This is a genomic window from Micromonospora sp. NPDC048898, from assembly GCF_043198035.1.
Classification (GTDB): Bacteria; Actinomycetota; Actinomycetes; order Mycobacteriales; family Micromonosporaceae; genus Micromonospora.
The window spans coordinates 57,292-77,863 of record NZ_JBICUF010000006.1 but is presented as its reverse complement, the minus strand read 5'-3'; the positions used below and the strand labels follow the sequence as shown (position 1 = coordinate 77,863).

25 protein-coding genes are annotated in these 20,572 nt (G+C 73.1%); 20 read left to right on the top strand and 5 right to left on the bottom strand.

The annotated features are described in order from the left end of the window. Nucleotides 1–4: 4 nt before the first annotated feature. Together ACGFIQ_RS18060 and ACGFIQ_RS18055 are read right to left on the bottom strand one after the other, a co-directional pair. On the bottom strand, nt 5–1,162 hold the full coding sequence (locus tag ACGFIQ_RS18060) for a glycosyltransferase (protein ID WP_393244858.1): 1,158 nt from the start codon (nt 1,160–1,162) through the stop codon (nt 5–7). A gap of 25 nt (nt 1,163–1,187) precedes the next feature. Beyond that, on the bottom strand, nt 1,188–2,171 hold the full coding sequence (locus ACGFIQ_RS18055) for a glucosyl-3-phosphoglycerate synthase (protein ID WP_393245435.1): 984 nt from the start codon (nt 2,169–2,171) through the stop codon (nt 1,188–1,190). Between the two features lie 226 nt (nt 2,172–2,397). Between ACGFIQ_RS18055 and ACGFIQ_RS18050 the strand changes: the two genes are divergently transcribed. The 9 genes from ACGFIQ_RS18050 to ACGFIQ_RS18010 all read left to right on the top strand — a co-directional run bounded on the left by ACGFIQ_RS18050 (nt 2,398) and on the right by ACGFIQ_RS18010 (nt 11,958). After that, on the top strand, nt 2,398–3,408 hold the full coding sequence (locus ACGFIQ_RS18050) for a Gfo/Idh/MocA family protein (protein ID WP_393244856.1): 1,011 nt from the start codon (nt 2,398–2,400) through the stop codon (nt 3,406–3,408). After that, the gene (locus ACGFIQ_RS18045; protein WP_393244854.1) at nt 3,401–4,489 is read left to right on the top strand and encodes a zinc-binding dehydrogenase; all 1,089 of its coding nucleotides are present in this window, start codon (nt 3,401–3,403) and stop codon (nt 4,487–4,489) included. The genes ACGFIQ_RS18050 and ACGFIQ_RS18045 overlap by 8 nt, the downstream gene beginning before the upstream one ends. 55 nt (nt 4,490–4,544) lie before the next feature. Continuing rightward, the gene (locus ACGFIQ_RS18040; protein ID WP_393244852.1) at nt 4,545–6,374 is read left to right on the top strand and encodes an ABC transporter ATP-binding protein; all 1,830 of its coding nucleotides are present in this window, start codon (nt 4,545–4,547) and stop codon (nt 6,372–6,374) included. Nucleotides 6,375–6,496: 122 nt separating this feature from the next. Beyond that, nucleotides 6,497–8,788, top strand: a complete 2,292-nt coding sequence (secA2, locus tag ACGFIQ_RS18035; RefSeq protein WP_393244850.1) for an accessory Sec system translocase SecA2 — start codon at nt 6,497–6,499, stop codon at nt 8,786–8,788. A 182-nt stretch (nt 8,789–8,970) separates the two neighbouring features. Then, nucleotides 8,971–9,711 (top strand): GAF and ANTAR domain-containing protein, encoded by a 741-nt coding sequence (locus ACGFIQ_RS18030; RefSeq protein WP_393244848.1) that lies wholly within the window; start codon nt 8,971–8,973, stop codon nt 9,709–9,711. A 293-nt stretch (nt 9,712–10,004) separates the two neighbouring features. Continuing rightward, entirely contained in the window at nt 10,005–10,496 is a 492-nt protein-coding gene (locus ACGFIQ_RS18025) for a DUF2231 domain-containing protein (protein ID WP_393244846.1), read from the top strand. Nucleotides 10,497–10,557: 61 nt separating this feature from the next. Continuing rightward, nucleotides 10,558–10,752, top strand: a complete 195-nt coding sequence (locus ACGFIQ_RS18020; RefSeq protein ID WP_393244844.1) for a DNA-binding protein — start codon at nt 10,558–10,560, stop codon at nt 10,750–10,752. A gap of 137 nt (nt 10,753–10,889) precedes the next feature. Then, nucleotides 10,890–11,096: a hypothetical protein gene (locus ACGFIQ_RS18015; protein ID WP_393244842.1), complete on the top strand. Its 207-nt coding sequence runs from the start codon at nt 10,890–10,892 to the stop codon at nt 11,094–11,096. 112 nt (nt 11,097–11,208) lie between these two features. Further along, nucleotides 11,209–11,958, top strand: a complete 750-nt coding sequence (locus ACGFIQ_RS18010; RefSeq protein ID WP_393245433.1) for a class I SAM-dependent methyltransferase — start codon at nt 11,209–11,211, stop codon at nt 11,956–11,958. Nucleotides 11,959–12,079: 121 nt separating this feature from the next. On the opposite strand, the gene ACGFIQ_RS18005 is transcribed toward ACGFIQ_RS18010, so the two are convergent. Together ACGFIQ_RS18005 and ACGFIQ_RS18000 are read right to left on the bottom strand one after the other, a co-directional pair. Beyond that, nucleotides 12,080–13,030 (bottom strand): DUF3500 domain-containing protein, encoded by a 951-nt coding sequence (locus tag ACGFIQ_RS18005; protein WP_393244840.1) that lies wholly within the window; start codon nt 13,028–13,030, stop codon nt 12,080–12,082. Nucleotides 13,031–13,062: 32 nt separating this feature from the next. After that, the gene (locus tag ACGFIQ_RS18000; RefSeq protein WP_393244838.1) at nt 13,063–13,455 is read right to left on the bottom strand and encodes an ankyrin repeat domain-containing protein; all 393 of its coding nucleotides are present in this window, start codon (nt 13,453–13,455) and stop codon (nt 13,063–13,065) included. 63 nt (nt 13,456–13,518) lie between these two features. Here ACGFIQ_RS18000 and ACGFIQ_RS17995 point away from each other — a divergent pair, with 63 nt between their 5' ends. From ACGFIQ_RS17995 to ACGFIQ_RS17950, 10 genes are all read left to right on the top strand, one after another. After that, nucleotides 13,519–13,896, top strand: coding sequence for a signal peptidase I (locus ACGFIQ_RS17995; RefSeq protein ID WP_393244836.1), 378 nt, complete (start codon nt 13,519–13,521; stop codon nt 13,894–13,896). Nucleotides 13,897–14,004: 108 nt separating this feature from the next. After that, nucleotides 14,005–14,460: a cysteine dioxygenase gene (locus ACGFIQ_RS17990; RefSeq protein ID WP_393244834.1), complete on the top strand. Its 456-nt coding sequence runs from the start codon at nt 14,005–14,007 to the stop codon at nt 14,458–14,460. Nucleotides 14,461–14,503: 43 nt separating this feature from the next. After that, nucleotides 14,504–14,995: a rhodanese-like domain-containing protein gene (locus ACGFIQ_RS17985; RefSeq protein ID WP_393244832.1), complete on the top strand. Its 492-nt coding sequence runs from the start codon at nt 14,504–14,506 to the stop codon at nt 14,993–14,995. Nucleotides 14,996–15,045: 50 nt separating this feature from the next. Then, nucleotides 15,046–15,594: a winged helix-turn-helix domain-containing protein gene (locus ACGFIQ_RS17980; RefSeq protein WP_393244830.1), complete on the top strand. Its 549-nt coding sequence runs from the start codon at nt 15,046–15,048 to the stop codon at nt 15,592–15,594. Nucleotides 15,595–15,842: 248 nt separating this feature from the next. Further along, the gene (locus ACGFIQ_RS17975; RefSeq protein WP_393244828.1) at nt 15,843–16,448 is read left to right on the top strand and encodes a winged helix-turn-helix domain-containing protein; all 606 of its coding nucleotides are present in this window, start codon (nt 15,843–15,845) and stop codon (nt 16,446–16,448) included. Nucleotides 16,449–16,489: 41 nt separating this feature from the next. Further along, a complete protein-coding gene (locus tag ACGFIQ_RS17970; RefSeq protein ID WP_393244826.1) occupies nt 16,490–17,152 on the top strand; it encodes a uridine kinase in 663 nt (220 codons plus the stop codon). 163 nt (nt 17,153–17,315) lie between these two features. Beyond that, the gene (locus ACGFIQ_RS17965; protein WP_357074189.1) at nt 17,316–17,714 is read left to right on the top strand and encodes a TraR/DksA C4-type zinc finger protein; all 399 of its coding nucleotides are present in this window, start codon (nt 17,316–17,318) and stop codon (nt 17,712–17,714) included. A 48-nt stretch (nt 17,715–17,762) separates the two neighbouring features. Continuing rightward, on the top strand, nt 17,763–18,635 hold the full coding sequence (locus tag ACGFIQ_RS17960; protein ID WP_393244824.1) for a DUF72 domain-containing protein: 873 nt from the start codon (nt 17,763–17,765) through the stop codon (nt 18,633–18,635). Nucleotides 18,636–18,753: 118 nt separating this feature from the next. Further along, nucleotides 18,754–18,939 (top strand): hypothetical protein, encoded by a 186-nt coding sequence (locus ACGFIQ_RS17955; RefSeq protein ID WP_357074184.1) that lies wholly within the window; start codon nt 18,754–18,756, stop codon nt 18,937–18,939. Beyond that, entirely contained in the window at nt 18,932–19,360 is a 429-nt protein-coding gene (locus ACGFIQ_RS17950; protein ID WP_355029128.1) for a DUF2267 domain-containing protein, read from the top strand. The genes ACGFIQ_RS17955 and ACGFIQ_RS17950 overlap by 8 nt, the downstream gene beginning before the upstream one ends. 66 nt (nt 19,361–19,426) lie before the next feature. On the opposite strand, the gene ACGFIQ_RS17945 is transcribed toward ACGFIQ_RS17950, so the two are convergent. Further along, nucleotides 19,427–20,206, bottom strand: coding sequence for a DUF72 domain-containing protein (locus ACGFIQ_RS17945; protein ID WP_393244821.1), 780 nt, complete (start codon nt 20,204–20,206; stop codon nt 19,427–19,429). A 157-nt stretch (nt 20,207–20,363) separates the two neighbouring features. Between ACGFIQ_RS17945 and ACGFIQ_RS17940 the strand changes: the two genes are divergently transcribed. Then, nucleotides 20,364–20,572: hypothetical protein (locus ACGFIQ_RS17940; RefSeq protein ID WP_393244818.1), on the top strand; the 209-nt coding region annotated here is incomplete at its 3' end.

The window sequence follows — 20,572 nt, the reverse complement described above, 5'->3', positions numbered from 1 at the left end:
CCGGTCAGGCCGGGAGCAGCCTCGGCTCGCTGGCCAGGTGCCGGACCCGCTCGTACAGCTCCAGGTAACGCTGCGCCATCACCGCGGGAGTGAACCGCTGCGCGGCCACCCGCCGGCACTCGTCGGGGTCGAGCAACTCGGCTCCGAGTACGAGGTCAGCCAACTCCTCCTCGTCGGTGGTGAGCAGGCCGGTGCGGCCGTGCTCGATCAGCTCCGGCAGGCAGCCCCGGGCGGTGGCCACCACCGGCGTGCCCAGGGCCAGCGACTCCACGACCGCCGTCCCGCCCGGCTCCTCCCAGCGCAGCGGGAACAGCGACGCACGGGCGCCGGCGAGCAGGTCGTCGCGCTCCTGACCGGCCACGGTGCCGATCCAGCGCACCAGGTCGCCATCGACGTGCGGCGCCACCTCGTCGAGGAAGAACCGCACGTCCGGGTTCTGCCGGGCCTCGTCGCCGGCCGCGGCGAGATCGGCCGGCCGATGGTACGGGCCCACCGGGCCCGCCAGCACCAGCGGAAGACCGACGCGATGCGCGAGACGGGCGCCCACGTCCTGCCCCTTGCCCGGGTTGATCCGACCCAGGATCAGCAGGTGCCCGCCCTTGGCCGGCATCGGCCGCCGGTCGGCGTCGACGGCGAGCGGCGTGGACAGGTGCACGTGCCCCACCGAGTGCTCCCGCAACGCCAGTGGGGCTCGGGCCAGCTGCGACGCGGAGACACCGTTGACCCGGACCCGGTCGCCGCCGTCCAGACCGCCGTAGAGCGCCGGGTGCTTGGCCAGGTCCCAGTGCAGGGTGTGCAGGGTCGGCGGACCGGCCGGGCCCATCGCGGCGAGAGTGGCCAGCCCGACCGCCTCCACGTGGTCGTGCACCAGGTCGATGTCGTCGCGGGCGTGCAGCTCACGGACCACCCCGGCCAGGTGCGCCTGGGCGATCCCGCAGACCTGGTTGTACGGCCGCTGCAGGGCGGCGAACTGCCCGTCGGCGAAGACCGACATCTGTTCGTCCACCGGCAGGGTGCTGCTGCCCACCGAGGCGAGCACCACGCGTACACCGAGTCGCCGCAGCTCCGGCACCAGCGTGGCGATCACGTTCTCGATACCGCCGTAACCGGGCGGCGGCACGGACAGCCACGGGCCGGCGTTCATCAGCACGGTGAGGCTCATCGGGCCCGTACCTCACTCCTCGCGCTCACGCGGCGGCCACCCGGCGGCGGGGCACCCGGTGACGCAGCTCGGCCAGCGGCGGGCGTTCCTCGATGGACACGTCGCTGACCACGATCTCGCGGTCGAGGTTGGGCAGCGTGTCGGAACCGCCCCGACGGAACTGGGTCAGCAACGCCTCGGGAGTCAGCCCGGGGGCCGCCCACCCGCGCCGCTGCAACCGGGACCAGGCGGTCAACATGATCTGGGCGGACATCCGGCCGAGGGCCGCCGTGTCCTGGTGGCGGTGCTTGCGCTCGCCGAGGTCGACCTGCGCCATCGCGTCCAGGCCGACCAGGTCGAGCAGATCGATCATCATGGCCGTCTCCACCCCGTACCCGGAGACGAACGGCACCTGGGCCAGCACGTCCCGGCGGCCCGCGTACTCACCGGCGAGCGGCTGCACGAAGCCGGCCAGCTCGGGCCAGAACAGGTTGAGCAGGGGTCGAGCCATCAGCTCGGTCACCCGGCCCCCGCCGTCCTGCTCCACGCTGGCGGCGCCCACCAGGGGTCGGTGGTAGAAGCCCTTGACGAAATCGACCGAGGGGTCGGTGAGCAGCGGACCGAGCAGCCCGCTCACGAAGTGCGGGCGAAACTCCCGCAGGTCGGCATCGATGAACGCCACCACGTCACCCTCGGCGGCGGCCAACCCGGCCCAGAGCGCGTCGCCCTTACCGGTCAGCCGGGGCAGCCCACGGGTCATCGCGTCCTGGCTGACCACCTCCGCCCCGGCGGCGCTCGCCACCTGGGCGGTGCGGTCGGTTGACCGGGAATCCACCACGATCAGCTCATCGACCAGGGCGACCCGGTCCATCAGATGCTCCCGGATGGTCGACACGATCGCGCCGACGGTGGCCTCCTCGTTGCGGGCCGGCAGCACCACACTGACCCGGGTCGATCCCTTGGCCCGCAACAGTCGACGTGCCGGCCAGTCACCGGCCGACGTCGTCCGGTACGTGGCCCATGCCTCCACCACCGGTGACACGCTCGTTGTCAGATCCCGCACGGGCACCCCTCCGTTCGTGCGTGGAAAAACCGAATTTGGTTGTTCCCATCCGCCAGCACGCTCTAACCGCTTTCTTGGCAACAGCTTGATCACAAGGGTGACGCTTGCGCGTTCCCGGGGGATGAACGTTTGATTGCGCACACCCCAGGGGACTGCTCCCATCGCAAGAGAAACGTCGGTAAAGGGGTGTCGGATGCGTGTGTGCCGGGTGGGTCTGGTCGGAGCCGGTGGGGTGGCACAACGCCACGCCCGGGTGTTGGCCTCGTTCGACGACGTCGAGGTGGTCGCCGTCACCGACGTCACACCGGAGGCGGCGTCCGCGCTGGCCGCCCAGCACGGCGGGCGATCCTGCGCCGACGTCGCCGAACTGCTGGCCACCGGCCCGGACGCGGTCTACGTCTGCGTGCCGCCGTTCGCGCACGGCCCGGCCGAGGAGGCCGTGCTCGCCGCCGGCGTGCCGATGTTCGTGGAGAAGCCCGTCGCGGTCGACCTGCACACCGCCGAACGGATCGCCGACCTGGTCGCCCGCAGCGGGCTGCGCACCGCCGTCGGCCACCACTGGCGTTACCTGACGGTGCTCGACGAGGCCCGCGAGTTGCTCGCCGACCGTCCGGTGCGGATGGTCAGCGGCGTCTGGCTGGACAAGGTGCCCCCGGTGGCGTGGTGGTCGCGGCGGGACCGCTCCGGCGGCCCGGTGGTCGAGCAGGCCGCCCACGTGCTGGACCTGATCCGGGTGCTGGCCGGGGAGGTCACCGAGGTCACCGCGTACGGCAACGGCACACCGCCGCCGGTCGACGGCGCCGACATCGACTCGGTGACCACCGCCGCCCTGCGCTTCGCCGACGGCGCGGTCGGCACGCTCAGCGCCGCCTGCGTGCTCGGCTGGAAGCACCGCGCCGGTGTGGAGATCCTCGCCGACGGGCTGGCCCTCGCGCTCACCGAGGACGGCCTGACGATCCGCGACGCCGACGGTGAACGACACATCCCCGCCGACCCGGAAGCCGCCCGGGTGGCGGTGGACCGCGCCTTCGTCGACGCCGTACGCGGCATCGGCGACGACGTCCGTGTCCCGTACGCCGAGGCCCTCGCGACCCAACGACTGGCCCTCGCGGTGGCCGACTCGGCCCGCACCGGTGCGAGCGTGCGGCTCGGCACCCCCACCGCGCCGGCGATGCTCAGCGCGGGGGTGACAGTCGATGCGTGACAAGGTCGTGGTCGTCACCGGCCCCGGCCGGGTGGAACTGGAGGAGCAGGACGTCGCCCCGCTGCGCCCCGGCACGTTCCGGGTCGAGACGCTGTTCAGCGGCGTCTCGGCCGGCACCGAGCTGAGCTACGTCAAGGGCACCAACCCCTACCTGAACGTCACCTGGAACGCCGACCTGGGGCTGTTCCAGCCGGGCGCGGCGAGCACTCCGTACCCGGTGACCCGCCTGGGTTACATGCAGGTCGGCCGGGTCGTGGAGAGCGAGACCCCGGCCGTCGCGGTGGGCACGGTCGGTGCGATGACGTACGGGCACCGCACCGGCTGGCTGGCCGACCCGGTCGCCGAGCGGTTCGTGCCGCTGCCCGACGACCTGGATCCGCTGCTCGGCGTCTACGTGGCGCACATGGGCCCGATCTGCGCCAACGGTCTGCTGCACGCCGCCGCCGACCTGCACGGCGTCGACGTCCGCACGCTCGGCGACGGCGTACGCGGCCGCCGGGTCGCCGTGGTCGGCGCGGGCGTGGTGGCGCTGCTGACGGCGCTGTTCGCCCAGCGCAACGGCGCTGCCTCGGTGGTGGTGCTCGACCCCACCCCGCAGCGCCGCCACGTCGCCGAGGCGCTCGGCCTGGAAACCCTCGACCCGGACGCGGACGATCCGGCGGTCGTGCTCAAGACCCGCTGGGCGCACACCGCCGGCGACCGGGGCGCCGACGTGGTGTTCCAGTGCCGCGGGCAGGCGTGGGCGTTGCAGCTCGCGCTGCGGCTGCTGCGGCCCCAGGGCACCGTCATCGACCTCGCCTTCTACCAGGGCGGCGCGGACGCGGTCCGGCTCGGTGAGGAGTTCCACCACAACGGCCTGTCGCTGCGCTGCGCGCAGATCGGCCGGGTGCCGCGCGGGCTCGCCCCCACCTGGGACCGCGAGCGGCTCTCCGCGGAAACCGTCGACCTGCTCCGGACCTACGGGGACGTGATCCGCAAGCACGTCGTCTCGGCGGTGGTGCCGTTCGACGAGGCGCCCACCCTGCTCACCGACCTGGCCGAGCGTCGCCGCCAGGAGCTGCAGGTGGTGCTGGCCACCTGATCCGCCGCACCGGAGCACGCCCGCCGGGGTGACGGGGCGGACTACCGTTCCCGGCATGAGCACCTCGACGCGCGGGTCGGCCGGCGGCACCTCGGCGGACGGGTCGGCCGGCGGCCCCTCGACGGGCCGGCCGGCCGGCGGCACCGCGGGCCGGCCGGTCGGTCTCGGTGCGCTGCTGCCGTACCTGCGGGAGCACACCGGCACCCTGGTCGTGGTGGGCGTGTTGTCGCTGGTCGGCGCGGCGGCGTCGCTGGCGCAGCCGCTGCTCACCCGGTCGGTGCTCGACCGGATCGGCGCCGATGACCCGGTGGCCGACCTGGTGGCGGTGCTGGTGGCCCTCGTGGTGCTCGGCGCGGCGATCGGTGGGCTCCGCGACTACCTGCTGCAACGCACCGCCGAGGGGTTGGTGCTGGGCACCCGGCGCCGGCTCGCCGGGCACCTGCTGCGGCTGCCCATCGCCGAGTACGACCGCCGGCGTACCGGTGACCTGCTCTCCCGGGTCGGCTCGGACACCACCCTGTTGCGAGCGGTCGTCACCTCCGGGCTCTTCGAGACGGTCACCGGGGCGGTGACGGTGGTCGGCGCCGGCACCGCCATGGTGCTGCTCGACCCGCTGCTGTTCGGCGTCACCCTGCTCGGGGTGGCGTTGGGGCTGGGCTTCGCCGCCACCTTCGCCCGCCGGGTCCGGGCTCTGGCCCGAGCCGCCCAGGAGCGGATCGGCGAGATGACCTCGGCGGTGGAACGGGTCATCTCGGCGGCCCGGACCATCCGGGCCAGCCGCGCCGAGACCCGGGAGACGCAGACCGTCACCGGCAGCGCGCGGCAGGCGTACGAGGCGGGGCTGCGGGTGGCCCGGGTGCAGTCACTCGTCGGCCCGATCGGCTCGATCACCGTGCAGGGCGCGTTCCTGCTGGTGCTGGGCATCGGCGGGGCGCGGGTCGCCGCCGGGGCGATCTCCGTCGGTGACCTGGTCGCCTTCGTCATGTACCTGTTCCTCCTGGCGCTGCCGCTGGGTCAGGTGCTGCGGGCGTACACCCAGTTGCAGTCCGGTCTGGGTGCTCTCCAGCGGATCGAGGAGATCCTCGCCGTGCCCGCCGAGGGCGCGGACGACCCGCCGGCGCCCGCCGCCGCGCCGACGACCCCGCGCCGGCCCGCCCCGATGATCGAGTTCGACCGGGTGAGCTTCGACTACCCCGGCGGTGAGCCGGTGCTGCACGAGGTCAGCTTCGCCGTGCCCGCCGGGACGCGTACCGCGTTGGTCGGCCCCTCCGGCGCCGGCAAGTCGACGCTGCTCGCCCTGGTCGAGCGCTTCTACGAGGTGAGCGCGGGAGCGATCCGCATCGACGGCCACGACGTGCGGGCCGTGCCCCGCGACGTGCTGCGGGCCCGGCTCGGCTACGTCGAGCAGGAGGCCCCGGTGCTGGCCGGCACGCTGCGGGAGAACCTGCTGATCACCACTCCGGACGCCACCGACGACCGGCTGCGCGAGGTCCTCGACGAGGTCAACCTGGGCCACCTCGTTCAGCGCACCCCGCAGGGCCTGGACGTGCAGGTGGGCGAGGGTGGGGTGCTGCTCTCCGGGGGTGAGCGGCAGCGGCTGGCCATCGCCCGCGCGCTGCTGGCCGGCCCGCCGGTGCTGCTGCTGGACGAGCCGACCAGCAACCTCGACTCGCGCAACGAGGCCGCGCTGCGCCGTGCCATCGACGCGGTGGCCGTCCGCCGCACCCTGTTGATCGTGGCGCACCGGCTCGCCACAGTTGTCGACGCCGACCAGATCGTCGTCCTCGACGGCGGCCGGGTGGTGGCCGTCGGCACCCACACCGAGTTGACCGCCACCGACCCGCTCTACCGGGAGCTCGCCAGCCACCAACTGCTGGTCGGCTGACCGTCGCCGTTCGCGGTCGACCTGCTCCCTCCGTCGGGGGTCGGCCTGCTCAGTCCGCTCGGTGTCGACTTGCCGGCGGCCGGGCCGCGCAAGCCGGCCGGAATCGCGTACCGTTGCCGCTCATGGGTGTGTCGCAACGGTTCAAGAGCAAGTTCCGGCGCTTCCTCCAGCGCCCCGGCTCGACCGTGGATCTTGCTCCGCTGGAGAAGCTGCTGCCGGCGATCGAGGCGCGTGCGGACGATCTCGCCGCGCTCGACGACGCCGAGTTGACCGAGGCCGCGGGTGCCGCCGTCGGCTACGAGGAGATCTGCGCCGTCGGCCGCGAGGCCGCCCGCCGTGGCCTGGACCAGCGGCCGTACGACGTGCAGCTGATCGGCGCGATGTCGCTGCTCTCCGGCAAGGTCGCCGAGATGGCCACCGGTGAGGGCAAGACGCTGACCGCCACGATCGCGGCGTACGGGCACGTCCGGCTCGGCAACGGGCCGGTGCACGTGCTCACCATCAACGACTACCTGGCCCGCCGCGACGCCCAGTGGATGGAGCCGGTCTACACCCTGCTCGGCCTGACCGTCGGCTGGGTCAACGAGGCCTCCACCCCGCTGGAGCGGCGCGAGGCGTACGCCTGCGACGTCACCTACGTCTCGGTGAGCGAGGCGGGCTTCGACTACCTGCGCGACCAACTGGTCACCGACGTGGCCGACCGGGTGCAGCCCGAGCTGGCCACCGCGATCGTCGACGAGGCCGACTCGATCATGATCGACGAGGCGCGGGTGCCGATGGTCCTCGCCGGCGCCGTGCCGGGCGAGCAGGATCCGGTGCACGCCGCCGCCGCGCTGGTCCGCGGCTTGCGCAAGGGCAAGCACTACACGGTCGCCGAGGACGGGCGCAGCGTGGCGTTCACGTCCGCCGGCCTGGCCGCCGTCGAGGCCAAGCTCGGCATCGACCTGTACGACGAGGAGCACGTCACGCAGCTCTCCGCGGTGCACGTGGCGTTGCACGCGCACGCCCTGCTCAACCGTGACGTGGATTACATCGTGCGGGACGGCTCGGTCGAGTTGGTCGACGAGATGCGCGGCCGGGTGGCCCAGCGCCGCCGCTGGCCGGACGGGCTCCAGGCGGCGGTCGAGGCCAAGGAGGGCCTGGACGCCACCGCCGAGGGTGAGGTGCTCGGCACGATCGCCGTGCAGGCGTACATTGCGCTCTACCCGAAGGTCTGCGGGATGACCGCCACCGCGGTGCTGGTCGGTGACCAGCTGCGGGAGTTCTTCGGCCTCGAGGTCGCGGTGATCCCACCGAACACCCCGTGCATCCGCGAGGACGAGCCGGACCGGATCTACGCCACCCGGGCCGAGCGGGACGAGGCGCTGATCGACGAGATCCAGCGCTGGCACGCCAAGGGGCGGCCGATGCTGATCGGCACGCTGGACGTCAAGGAGTCCGAGGGGCTGGCCGCCGGGCTCAACGCCGCCGGGGTGCCCTGCGTGGTGCTCAACGCCAAGAACGACGACGAGGAAGCGGCGATCATCGCCGAGGCCGGCGCGTACGGCGCGGTGACCGTCTCCACCCAGATGGCCGGCCGGGGCGTCGACATCCGGCTCGGCGGCAGCGACCAGAGCGACCAGGAGCGCGTCGCCGAGCTGGGCGGCCTCTACGTGATCGGCAGCGGCCGGCACGACAGCCGTCGGGTGGACGACCAGCTGCGCGGCCGGGCCGGCCGGCAGGGCGACCCGGGTGGCTCCGTCTTCCTCGTCAGCCTGGAGGACGACCTGGTCGTCCGGCACGCCGCCGACTCGGTGCCGCCGTCGCCACGGATGAACGCCGACGGCCTGGTCACCGACGAGCAGGTGGACTACGCGGTGGAGCACGCCCAGCGGGTCGCCGAGGGCGTCAACCACGAGATCCACCGCAACACCTGGCGCTACAGCGTGGTGATCGAGCAGCAGCGCAAGGCTCTCGCCGCCCGCCGGGAGCGGCTGCTGACCAGCGACGTGGCCGCGGTGATGCTGCTGGAGAAGGCACCGGAGAAGGCCAGCGAGATGGACGAGGACCTGCTCGCCCGGGTGGCCCGGTCGATCGCGCTCTACCACCTGGACCGGCTGTGGGCCGAGCACCTGGCCGAGCTGTCGGAGGTCCGGGAGGGCGTGCACCTGCGCGCACTGGGCCGGCTCGACCCGCTGGACGAGTTCCACCGGGCCGCCGTGCCGGCGTTCAACGACCTGGTCCCGGAGATCGAGGCCCGCACCCTCGCCACCTTCAACGAGACCGAATTCGATGAGGACTGGCAGCCCGACGACGGCACCCTGGTCCGGCCCACCGCCACCTGGACGTACCTGGTGCACGACAACCCGTTCGGTTCCGAGCTCGACCGGTTGATCGCGTCGATCGGTCGACGACTCAGCGGCGCCTCGCGCTGACCCTGGCAAGATCAGGGCCCCTGTCGCCGTGCGTCCACGGCGGCAGGGGCCCTGATTGCGCCGTTTCGACCCGGGTCACGCAGGGTAGTAGGGCTGGTCGGTTACGTCGGGAGAGAGCAGACGATGACACAGGTGACGATGCCCGCTGGGCAGGCGCGAGGGTGCACGGAGGCTGCGGACCGGTGAACCTCGACACGCGGGAGCCGGTGGCGCAGAGTCTCGGCGTCCTGGAAACCGCCGCACTGTTGCGGGAGTTGACCGCCGGCCTGATCGCGCTGACCGATTTTGATGAGGCACTGCTGGCGCTGGTCCGGGTCACCCGGGACGCGGTGGCCGGGGTGCGCTGGTGCGGGTTCACCGCCCTGCGCGCCGGCGAACCGGCCGGCGTGGCCGCCTCCGACGAGCGGCTGGCCGGCCTGGACGACCTGCGACACGGTCCGGACTCGCCGGCGATGAGCGCCATCCACCGCCGCGAGATGATCCTCGCCGCCGACCTGGCCGGTGAGCCCCGCTGGCCGGTCTGGACGGCACGCGCCCGCGACCTCGGCGTACACGGGGTGATCTCCGCGCCGGTCGACATCGACGACCAGGTGATCGGGGCGATCAACCTCTACGCCGGTTCCCCGGACGTACTGACCCCACAGCACCAGCTGACCGCGATGCTGCTCGCCGAACATGCCGGCCTGCTGCTGGCCGCCGTCCGCGACCGCAACCGGCAACTCGTGCTCGCCGGCGTTCGGGACGCCTCGCTGCTGAACGACGGTGTGGTGGGCCAGGCCGTCGGCGTGATCATGACCCAGCGCGGCTGCCCGCCCGCCGAGGCCCTCGAGGTGCTGCGTACCGCCGCGTCGTCGCTGGACATCCCGCTCCGGGAGGTGGCCGAGCGGCTGGTCCGGACGGTCTCCCGCCAGCGCGACACCTGAGCACCGGCCGGTCGGGCCGCTCGGGCCGGTGGGGCCGCTCGGGCCGCTCGGGCCGCTGGCCGCTTGGGCCGCCCGGGCCGTCGGGCCGTTGGCCGGCCGTTGATCGACTCGGGTTTCCTGAAGTCGGGGTGTCCGGGGCTCGTGGATGACCCGGTTTTCTGAAAACCGAGTCGATCACCCGGCCTGGTGCCCGTTCTCCCCGCTGGTGAGGAGTCGGGCGGCGTCGTTTCACGGTGACCGGGCTGGGGTAGCACTCTGGGTCAGGTGAGGTGCGCCGACCCGGGGGAGGATCCATGCAGAGCCGGCTGCGCGTGCAGGGCCACCCCATCCAACCGATGCTCGTGACGTTCCCGCTCGGGCTCTTCGTCAGCACGGCCGTCTTCGATCTCACCGATGTCCTCGGCGGGCCAGCCTTCCTGGGAGAGGTCGGCTACTGGACGGCCGTCGCCGCCCTCGTCGCCGCCGCCCTGACCGCGGTGGCCGGGATGGTGGACCTGTGGGACGTGCCGGGTGATCACACCCGCCGCACGGCGATCGCCTTCAACCTGGTGAACACCGTGATGGCCGCCATGTTCCTGCTCACCTGCCTGGTCCGGTCGCACTCCCCGCAGCGCGGCGCGTCCGCCGCGATCCTGATCACCGAGCTGGTCGCCCTGGCCGTCGGTGGGGTCGGCGTGCACCTGGGCGCCCGGCTGATGCGCCAGTTCGACACCGGCCGCGCCGACACCGGCGGCCTGGACACGCTTGCCGGCTCCACGGTGGAGATGTCCCGCCCACGCCCCTGATTCGGAGTGGGGCCGCCGCGCGGAGCCGGGCCGTGTCGGAGCTGGTCACTATCATCCGCGAATGACCTCGCCGCTGGACACACTTCCGAAGATCGGCGCGCCCGCGACGCGTGCCCTGCACGGCGCCGGCTACACCACGCTGCGCCAACTCGCCGGCGTCCCCCGGTCGGAGTTGGCCAAGCTGCACGGCATGGGGCCCAAGGCGCTCGGCATCCTCCAGACCGCCCTCGAAGAGCACAACCTGGGGCTCGGCTGAGGTCTGTCACCGCCAGCCAACACCCGTACCGACCCTCGTCGCCGCCCGGCCGCTCTCCGCGACCGCCAGACGTAGCCCGCGACGGCCGGACCTTCTCCCGCGCAGCCGCCGGGCCTGCCGGCCCCGCCCGGCCCGGCGTGGCCCGGCCCGGCGTGGCCCGGCCCGGCGTGGCCCGGCCCGGCGTGGCCCGGCCCGGCGTGGCCCGGCCCGGCGTGGCCCGGCGTGGCGTGGCCCGGCGTGGCCCGGCGTGGCCCGGCCCGGCGTGGCCCGGCCCGGCGTGGCCCGGCCCGGCCTGGCCTGGCCCGGCGTGGCCCGGCCTGGCCTGGCCGGACCTGGTCCGGTGAGCATGCGCGGTCCGCTGAGTTTTCCCGGTCTGCTGGGCCCGCTCGGCTGGGCAGTAGGCAATTGAGTTGCCGGCCGCGTTGCCGGCCGGCGAGGCTGATCGCCGTGAACGCCATGGATGAGGCCGAGGAGTTGATCGCGCAGGGTGCTGCCGCGCCGGTCGACGGTTGGGGTTTCGGTTGGCTTGCCGGCCGGGCCACCGAGGAGCGTCCACCGTGGGGGTACGCCCGGCTGGTCGCGGACCGGATGGCTCGCGCCGACGCGGCACTGGACGTGGACACCGGCGGTGGGGAGGTGCTCGCCGAGGTGCCGCGTCCACCGAGGCTGCTGGCGGCGACCGAGGGCTGGCCGCCGAACGTGCAGGTTGCCCGGCGGACCCTGCGCCGGGTGGGCGCCACGGTGGTGGCGGTCGCACAGGACGGGCCGTTGCCGTTTCGCGACGCGTCCTTCGATCTGGTGGTCAGTCGGCACCCGGTGCGTACCGACTGGGCGCAGACGGCGCGGGTGTTGCGGCCCGGCGGCACGTTCCTGTCGCAGCAGATCGGGCCGGGCACCATGCGGGAGTTGAGTGCGGCGATTCTCGGTCCGCTGCCGCCGCCGACCCAGCGGCACCCCGAGCACGCGGTTGCCGCTGCCGAGGCCGCCGGGCTGCGGGTGGTCGACCTGCGTCGGGCCACCCTGCGTGCGACCTTCGCCGACGTCGGGGCGGTGGTGTGGTTTCTGCGCAAGGTGATCTGGACGGTGCCCGGTTTCACCGTGGACCGCTACCGCGCACAACTGCACGCCCTGCACACCCGCATAACCCGTGAGGGCCCTTTCGTGGCGCACGCCCAGCGCTTCCTCGTCGAAGCCACCCGCCCCTGACCCCCAAGCGCCGTCGATCATGGAGTTGTGGTGCCGAACAGAAGCCGCGCACCGGGGCAAGTCACCCACCACAACTCCATGATCGACGCCAGGTGGGGGCGGGGGCGGGGGTGGGGTGGGGTCAGTGTTCGTGGGTTTGGTGGTGGGTGGCCAGGATGTCGGCGCCGAAGTCGCTGGCGGGGCGGCGCAGAACGGTGTGCGCGTGGTTGCCGTCGGCGCTTGTGTCGTCGTACTCGATGAGCAGGTCGTCGCCCTGCACCCGGTAGTAGTGCCGCTGGCCGGGCGTCGTCGGGCCGGCCCAGGCGAAGTGCAACTGGCCGGCACCGACGCGCGCCGCCTCCCGCACGGCCAGCTCGGGCGGCAGTCGGTCCAGGTAGACCGCGACCACCTGGTCGAGCAACGCGCGGCCGGTCGGCCCCAGCCGGGCGGCCGACACGCCGAGGGGTTCCAGCGGCCCGTCGACCTGCCCACGGGTGGCGCTGATGATGTCCGCCGGAGCCTTGTCGGCGATGATCGCGGCGCCCCGCTCGGCCGGCCCCAGCGCGTCGAGCAGAGCCCGTGCCAGGTCCTCCTCGACGCCGAGTGGGCGGGAGACCGGGCGGCCCGCGTACCGGACCGCGGCCGGATTGGCGCCGAAGAAGATCGGCGCGGGGGAGACCTGGTCGTCCACCACTGTCATGTTCACCGACAGGTGGTGTCCCTCCAGCCGCCACGCCCAGCGGTCGTCGCGCGCCGGATCGCCGAAGACGGCCATCCAGTAGTCACCGCTGTGCCGCCCACGTTGCCAGTCCTCGGCCCGGTCCAGCACCTCCTCCAGTGAGATGATCGCCATCGCCTGCGCGTACGCCGAGGGGCTGAGCGCGGTGGCCAGTAGTCGGTGCGCGGCCTTGCGGCCGGCGATGTCGAGCTCGGCGAGGCAGACGCCGGGCCGGGGTCGGGGCCGGTACTCCAACCAGCGTCGGGCCGACTCGTCGTCGAACGGGTGCGCGGCGCTCTCGCGGGCGGCGGGGTCGAGCGCGGCCAGCAGCGAGGTGCTGGCGGCGCGCATCTGCTCGGGCAGCGGATCTTCCACCGACCCTGTATACCGGTATGTCGGCGCCGGTGTCAGTCGGCGTGCAACAGCGCCACCATCTCCGGCAGGTCGAAGAACGTCGCGGTCTCCAGGGCCGACGGGTTGCCGTGTGCCGGGTCGGCGCCGGCGGCGAGGAGCGCGCGGACCGCCTCGGTGCTGCTGCGGAAGACCGCGGCGGCCAGCGCGGTCTGGCCGCGGTCGTTGGCCCGGGAGTGGTCGGCGCCGCGATCGAGCAGGGCGGCCACCGTGTCCGGGTGGGCATGGTACGCCGCCAGGATCAGCAGCGTGTCGCCCTTGTCGTTGGTGAGGTTGACGGGCAGGCCGGCGTCGAGCTGCGCGGCCAACTCCTCGGTGGAGCCGGCCCGGGCCAGGTCGAACATCCGGTGCGCGAACGCCAGCGTCTCGGCGTCGAGGTGGTCGGTCACCGGTCCAGGTTAGTCGCCGCGGTCCTGGTAGGTTGCTCGGCCGGCGCGCTGGGGGAGGGTCCGATGGCGGAGACGGTGTACGTGGGCAACGCGGGCGTCGACGGTGCCACCAACGCCGGCTGGCTGCTCGGGCACTTCGCCCCGCCGGGGGAGATCCGGCACAGCACCGACGTCGAGGTGAAGTGGGGCGTGCACCCGCCCGGGCAGGCCCGCTCGCGGTGGGCGACCGGGGAACGGCGTACCACCCTGCTCGTCCTGGTCGAGGGGTGTTTCCGGGTGGAGTTGCCGGACCGGACGGTACGGCTGGCGGCGCCCGGCGACTACGTGGTGTGGGGTCGGGGCGTGGACCACTCCTGGTACGCCGAGCGCGCGTCGGTAGTGCTGACCGTGCGGTGGCCCTCGGTGCCCGGCTACCGGGCGGACCCGCCGGTCCTGCGCTGATCGTCGGGGGTGAGTCGGCGTCCCACCAGGCGGTATTACCTACTAAACCTATAGGCTTTGCCGTCTAGAGTACGAGGGCACCCGCCGAACGACCCGCGAGGAACCGCCATGACGCACCGCCGCCCGGAGCCCGACCTGCTCACCGTCGCCGCCCGGTGGGCCGACCCGGCCGGTTGGCCGGTCGCCCTGTGCTTCGACCCTGCCCAGCGGTGGTACGCGCGCCTCGACGTCGGCGACGACCACGAGGTGTGGGCGCTGAGTTGGCTGCCCGGGCAGGGCACCGACCTGCACGACCACGGTGGCTCCGCCGGAGCGTTCCGCGTCGTCCACGGCACGCTCACCGAGGAGACGGTCAGCGCCGGTCGGCTGCGCCCACGGCTGCTGGCCGCCGGCGTCGGTCGTCGCTTCGGCCCCCGACACGTGCACCAGGTGACCAACCATGGGTCGATGCCGGCGGTCAGCGTGCACGTCTACCGGCCGGCGCTGCTGCGGATGACCCGCTATCACCTCGTCGACGGACGACTGCGGGTCGCCGAGGTCGCCGAGGCCGGCCGGTCCTGGTGAGCGCCCGCCACGCACGATCCACTCCTGTCACTGGAAGGAACCCATGATGCAGCTAACCGCCGAGCACTGTCCGGCCCCCGTGCCGCCGCCGGGCTCTCGGGGCATCGACGAGATCCTGGGCGCCGCGCGCGCCCGCCTCAACCGGCTGGACCCGGAGCGGGCACACCTGGCGTACCGGGCCGGAGCTCTGCTTGTCGACATCCGGCCGGCCGCGCAGCGGGCCGCGCACGGCATGGTGCCGGGCTCGCTCGTGGTCGAGCGCAACGTGTTGGAGTGGCGCTTCGACCCGCGCTGTCCGGCCCGGCTGCCGGAGGCGGTCGACTACGACGTGCCGGTGATGATCCTCTGCCAGGAGGGTTACACCTCGTCGCTGGCCGCCGCCGCCCTGCAGGACATCGGCCTGCACCGGGCCACCGACGTGGCGGGTGGGTTCGCCGCCTGGCGGATCGCCGGTCTGCCGGCCCTCGGCCCGACCCCGCTGCACCGCAGCACCCCTCTCGCGCCCCCGGTCAACACCGGGTGGGCGCGCCACTGACTGTCACGCCCCACCGGGCGTGGCAGGCGTACCGCCACTCAGGAGGCACCATGTCCGTCGTCGCCATCCCCACGCGCCGTCACCCCGGGCTTCGCCCCGCACGGCCGCGCACCGCGCCGACCCTGACCATCACCCTCGACCTCGCCCCCGGGCCGCTGAGCCCGCGGCTGGCCCGGCTCGTGCAACTGCTCGGTGAGTTCGCCGAGTCGGGGGAGGGTGAGCTGCGTACCGTCGAGAACGTCGCGCCGGGGCCGGGACCGGTCCCGAGTCCGGCCAGCGCCGAGCCGTCCGCCGACGCGGACCACGTCGACATCCTGGCCGGCTCGCGGCTGGTCCGCCGCGGCGGCCGGGTCGTCCCGCTGACCCGCATCGAGTACGAGTTGCTGCTGTTCCTGGCCGAGCGGCCACGCCGGGTCTTCACCCGCCTCCAGTTGCTGTCCAGCGTCTGGGGTTACGAGCACGCGGTGGCCCGGACCGTGGACGTGCACGTGCGCCGGCTGCGCGCCAAGCTGGCCGGCTCGGAGTTGGTCACCACTGTCTACGGAGTCGGCTACCGGCTGGCCGACGAGGCGCGGATCAGCGTGGACCACAGCCGCTGAGCGCCGGGCCGGCGGTCGTGCGAACGCCCAGGTGAACCGGACGGGGACCCCCGTAACGGCGCATCTTGTGGGCTCTGCTGTAATCATCTGACCTCACACGCAGAGCGAGCACCTGGCTCCGATGTGTAAGTCAATTGTCACAGTCATGCAACGCGGCCGCCTCTTGACCCTCGCCCGAGCGCCGGGAAACATCGATGAAGCGGCGTCCCGGGCCGTGGGGAGATACCCGGATCAGCCCAAGGAGGACCATGTCGGTCAGCCCTGCCTCGTCGCGCGCCGGATGGCATACGTCCCAACCCTCGGTGCCCGGTCGACCTCCCGGCGGCCAACGTCGCCCGGCGAACACCGCCGCGCCCGTGCTCACCGTGACGCTGTCCATCCCGCTGGCCTCTGAGGAGTCGCTGACTCCGGCGGCACGCCGGCTGCTCGAAGCCGCCCGCGAAATGCTGGAGCGGGGCGAAGGTGTGATCACCGGGGCCGTCCCGGCCGAACGCCGGCCCGACCAGGCACCCACCAACCGGTCGTCGGCCCGGGCGCTCAGCCCGACCATTCCGGCCCTGCACATCCTCGCCTCGTCCCGCTCGGTGCTGCGCGACGACGAGCCACTGCCGCTGACCCGGCTGGAGTTCGACCTGCTGCTGCACCTGGTCGCCCACCCCCGCCGCGTGTTCACCCGGCTGCAACTGCTCAACGCCGTCTGGGGCTACGAGCACGCCGGCGTCCGCACCGTCGACGTGCACGTGCGTCGGTTGCGCGGCAAGGTGGGTGTGGACGTACCGCTGGTCACCACCGTCTACGGCGTGGGCTACCGGCTGGCCGACGACGCCCGGGTCACCATCGACCGCACCGGCTGACCGGCGTCACCGACCCGCCCGGCACGGGGCAGGATGGTCCGGTGCGCATCCGCCCCATCTCGCCCGACCTGCTCGTCGACGAGCTGGCCAGCCGGCTTGCCGACGCCGCGAGCCGCGCCGCGACCGACGCCGCCGGGGCGGCCCGGCTGCGGGTGGCGGTGGACGGCGCTCCCGCCGCCGGCGCCGACGACCTGGCCGCCGCGCTCGTCGACCCCCTACGCGCCCGGGGTCGTCCGGTGCTGCACGTACGCGCCACCGACTTCCTCCGCCCCGCGTCGCTGCGCTTCGAGTTGGGCCGCACCAACCCCGACTCCTTCTACGAGAACTGGGTCGACGAGGCCGGGCTGCGTCGGGAGGTGCTCGACCCGGCCGGTGCGGGCGGCACCGGGCGGCTGCTCCCGTCACTCTGGGACGCCGACGCCGACCGGGCCAGCCGCGCCCGGTACGTACACCTGCCACCCGGGGGTGTCGTCCTGGTCAGCGGCCCACTGCTGCTCGGCGGTGGCCTGCCCTTCGACGTCACCGTCCACCTGCAGCTGTCCCCGGCGGCACTGCGCCGCCGTACCGACCCGGCCCAGGAGTGGGCGCTGCCCGCCTTCGACAGGTACGCCGAGGAGGTCGTTCCGGCGAGCTTCGCCGACGTGGTGGTCCGGGCCGACGACCCCCGCCACCCGGCGCTCGTGGAGGCCAACGGCGACGCCTGACAACAGTCGGGAAACCGTCGGTTTGTTCGGCTCGTCCGGCGGGTACTCGCCCGGCTCACAGAGCGCGGGTGACCGCCCGCGTACCGAACGCGACCGTGACCGGGGCACGACGCCGCCGGCACCCGGTTCCCGTGAGCCACAGGCCCAGGAAAGGCAGGCAGCGATGCTCGTCCACGACACGGTCGGTACCACCCGTCCGCAGGCGGAGATCGACCAGATTCGGCTCTCCCTGCAGGCGCGCTACGACGAGCTGACCGCCGAGTACGACCAGGCCGTGCTCCAGAGCCAGGTGCTGCGGCTGGTGGAGGTCGGCGACACCGCCGGCGACGACCAGGCCGACAGCGGCACCAAGACGGCCGAGCGGGACACCGCGCAGTCGCTGTTGCGTACCATCCTCGACCGCCGCGCCCAGTACGAGCACGCCCTCGGCCGGCTCGCCGAGGGCACCTACGGCTGGTGCGAGGGGTGCTCGGCGGCGATCCCGGTGGAGCGGCTGGAGATCTTCCCGGCCGCCACCACCTGCGTGTCCTGCAAGCAGACCCGTGAACGGCGAGCGGCCTGAGCGACGCCAGCGGTTGCCGGTCGGTCCACAACGCGATGGACTTCACCCATGGGTGACATCCTGGTGGGCACCGCGTCCTGGACCGACCGCACCCTGCTGGACTCGGGGTGGTATCCGCAGACCGCGGACACCCCGGAGAAGCGACTGGCCTACTACGCCCGCCAGTTCCCGCTCGTCGAGGTGGACGCGACCTACTACTCCCCGCCCGCCGAGGCGACCGCGAGGCTGTGGGCCGAGCGCACCCCCGAAGGGTTCACCTTCAACATCAAGGCGTTCAGCCTGCTGACCGGGCACCCGACCCGGGTCAGCGCCCTCTACAAGGACCTGCGACCGGAGACCGACAAGAAGAACGTCTACCCCGACGACCTGCCCGCGCAGGCGTACGAGGAGGTCTGGACGCGGTTCCTGTCCGCCCTGGACCCACTTGTCGAGGCGGGCAAGCTGGGCGCGCTGCTGTTCCAGTTCCCGCCCTGGTTCACCATCAAGCGGGCCAACAAGCAGTACCTGCTGGAGGTGGCGAAGCGCTGCGCGCCGCTACGCGCTGTCTACGAGTTCCGGCACGCCTCCTGGTTCGACGGCGACAACGCCGACGAGACCCTGACCTTCCTGCGCGAGCACGACCTGCCGTACGTCTGCGTGGACATGCCGCAGGGCCACCGCTCGTCGCTGCCCCCGGTGCTGGCCGCCACCGCGGACCTCGCGGTCGTGCGGTTCCACGGGCACAGCGACAAGTGGACAAGCAAGGACATCCACGAGAAGTTCGGCTACCACTACTCCAAGCGGGAGCTGGCCGACTGGGCGCCGAAGCTGCGCGAGCTGGCCGACCAGGCCGGCCAGACCCACGTGCTGATGAACAACTGCTACCGGGACTACGCGCAGACCAACGCGACGACCCTGGCCGGGCTGCTCGGGGCGGACTGACCGTCGGCTCACCCGATCGGGGTGGGGCCGGCTCACCCCGTCCGCCGGCAGGGTGGACACGGTGGGTGCGGCCGGCCGGAGGGTGGCCGCCACCGGAGACGACACGGAGGTGACGGGGATGACGGTACGAGTGGTGACGGATCGACGGCGTGGAGCCGTCCTGCACGTGGTCGGCACACCCGACAACGCCCGGCGCGCCCCGCAGGGCAGCCCGGTGCGGGCCCGCCGTGGCCCGGTCGGGCCGCCGCGTCGCAGCGACGACCGGCGGTGGGACAGCACGGAACGGGGGTCGACCGATGGCTGACGCGATGATCTCAGCGTTCGAATCGTCGTTGGACAAGACGAACCTCATCCTGAAGGACATCGAGAACGCCTACGGCTGGCCGAAGGATCGGCGCAACCAGTCGTACGCGGCGCTGCGCACGGTGCTGCACCTGCTGCGCGACCGGCTGCCGGTGGACGAGAGCGTGGAGTTCGCCCAGCAGTTGCCGGTGCTGGTGCGGGGCATCTACTTCGACGGGTGGGTCCCGTCGGACGTGCCGATCAAACTCAACCGGGACGACTTCCTCTACGAGGTCCGCCAGGGCTTCCCGTACGACGCGGAGGGCGGCCCGGAGCGGGTGACGCAGGTGGTGCTCGACACCCTGCGCCGACACGTCACCCAGGGCGAGTGGCAGGACGTGAAGGACACCATGCCCGCCGACCTGGCCACGATGATGCCCTGACGACCTGACGCGTCCGAGCCCGCCCGACTGTCGTCGGGCGGGCTCAGTCGCCGTCGTCGGGCGGGCTCAGTCGCCGGAGGTGTCCGCCTCGGCGGGGGTCGGCACCCGGGACACCGGATGCCCGGTCCGACGGGCGAGCGCGGCGAACGACACGGCGTCCACGATGGCGGCGCCGCCCGGGTCGTTGTTGAAGTACACGTACGCCGGCTCGTCCGCGCCGAACGCGTCGGCCAGCCGGTGCGCCCAGGACCGCAGCGCGGCACGACCGTACCGGGGCCAGGGTCGGGCCCGGCCCTCGTGCAGCCGCAGGTAGCCGAAGTCGGTGGTGCGCCAGCGTGGGGCCACCGGTCGTCCGAGCCGGTCCGCCCAGACCAGGGCCGCCCGACGCCGTTCCAGCACCGCCCGGGTGGCGGCGGTCCACCAGGACGGGTGCCGCGGCTCCACCGCGACCCGCACCTCGGCGGGAAACAGCCGCAGTGTGGCGTCGAGCGCCTCGACGTCCACCCGCAGGTTCGGTGGCAGCTGCACCAACACCGGGCCGAGCCGGTCACCGAGTGCGGTGGCACGCCCGAGGAACCGCGCCACCGGCTCGGCCGGGTCCCGTAACCGCTTGATGTGGGTGAGATAGCGGCTCATCTTCACCGCGACGCAGAAATCCGCCGGGGTGCGGGCCCGCCAGGCGGCGAAGGTGTCCCGCTCGGGCAGCCGGTAGAAGGCGTTGTTGACCTCCACGGTGGCGAACCCGTCGGCGAAGTGTTCCAGCCACAGCCGCTGTGGCAGCTGCCGCGGATAGAAGCGGCCCCGCCAGTCCCGATACTGCCAACCGGACGTACCGACCAGGATCACCGTCCCATCCTGACACTCTGCGCCGCCGCCCGCGAACCGCCCGTGTCGCCCCGCTTCGACGTCTACGGTGAGGGTTAGAGAAGATCGCGCGTGGGGTACCACCCGCAGCACGACGGACCCCGGCGTACGGCGGGGCGGCACACCCGAGGGAGTACCGATGGCACTCAACGACGACGACATGCAGACCACGGGCGGCGGCGGCCTGGAAGGCCCGGCCGACGGTGGTGCGACCCCCGGTCACCAGGACGGTGGCGCTGACGGTGGCGCGGAGGGCCCGGCCGACGGTGGTGCGACCCCCGGTCACCAGGACGGTGGCGCTGACGGTGGCGCGGAGGGCCCGGCCGACGGTGGTGCGACCCCCGGTCA

Coding starts and splice junctions, on each gene's coding strand:
- ACGFIQ_RS18060 (WP_393244858.1), bottom strand. CDS start 1,162: ATGAGCCTCACCGTGCTGATGAACGCCGGCCCGTGGCTGTCCGTGCCG.
- ACGFIQ_RS18050 (WP_393244856.1), top strand. CDS start 2,398: ATGCGTGTGTGCCGGGTGGGTCTGGTCGGAGCCGGTGGGGTGGCACAA.
- ACGFIQ_RS18045 (WP_393244854.1), top strand. CDS start 3,401: ATGCGTGACAAGGTCGTGGTCGTCACCGGCCCCGGCCGGGTGGAACTG.
- ACGFIQ_RS18040 (WP_393244852.1), top strand. CDS start 4,545: ATGAGCACCTCGACGCGCGGGTCGGCCGGCGGCACCTCGGCGGACGGG.
- secA2 (WP_393244850.1), top strand. CDS start 6,497: ATGGGTGTGTCGCAACGGTTCAAGAGCAAGTTCCGGCGCTTCCTCCAG.
- ACGFIQ_RS18025 (WP_393244846.1), top strand. CDS start 10,005: ATGCAGAGCCGGCTGCGCGTGCAGGGCCACCCCATCCAACCGATGCTC.
- ACGFIQ_RS18020 (WP_393244844.1), top strand. CDS start 10,558: ATGACCTCGCCGCTGGACACACTTCCGAAGATCGGCGCGCCCGCGACG.
- ACGFIQ_RS18010 (WP_393245433.1), top strand. CDS start 11,209: ATGGATGAGGCCGAGGAGTTGATCGCGCAGGGTGCTGCCGCGCCGGTC.
- ACGFIQ_RS17995 (WP_393244836.1), top strand. CDS start 13,519: ATGGCGGAGACGGTGTACGTGGGCAACGCGGGCGTCGACGGTGCCACC.
- ACGFIQ_RS17990 (WP_393244834.1), top strand. CDS start 14,005: ATGACGCACCGCCGCCCGGAGCCCGACCTGCTCACCGTCGCCGCCCGG.
- ACGFIQ_RS17985 (WP_393244832.1), top strand. CDS start 14,504: ATGATGCAGCTAACCGCCGAGCACTGTCCGGCCCCCGTGCCGCCGCCG.
- ACGFIQ_RS17980 (WP_393244830.1), top strand. CDS start 15,046: ATGTCCGTCGTCGCCATCCCCACGCGCCGTCACCCCGGGCTTCGCCCC.
- ACGFIQ_RS17975 (WP_393244828.1), top strand. CDS start 15,843: ATGTCGGTCAGCCCTGCCTCGTCGCGCGCCGGATGGCATACGTCCCAA.
- ACGFIQ_RS17965 (WP_357074189.1), top strand. CDS start 17,316: ATGCTCGTCCACGACACGGTCGGTACCACCCGTCCGCAGGCGGAGATC.
- ACGFIQ_RS17960 (WP_393244824.1), top strand. CDS start 17,763: ATGGGTGACATCCTGGTGGGCACCGCGTCCTGGACCGACCGCACCCTG.
- ACGFIQ_RS17955 (WP_357074184.1), top strand. CDS start 18,754: ATGACGGTACGAGTGGTGACGGATCGACGGCGTGGAGCCGTCCTGCAC.
- ACGFIQ_RS17950 (WP_355029128.1), top strand. CDS start 18,932: ATGGCTGACGCGATGATCTCAGCGTTCGAATCGTCGTTGGACAAGACG.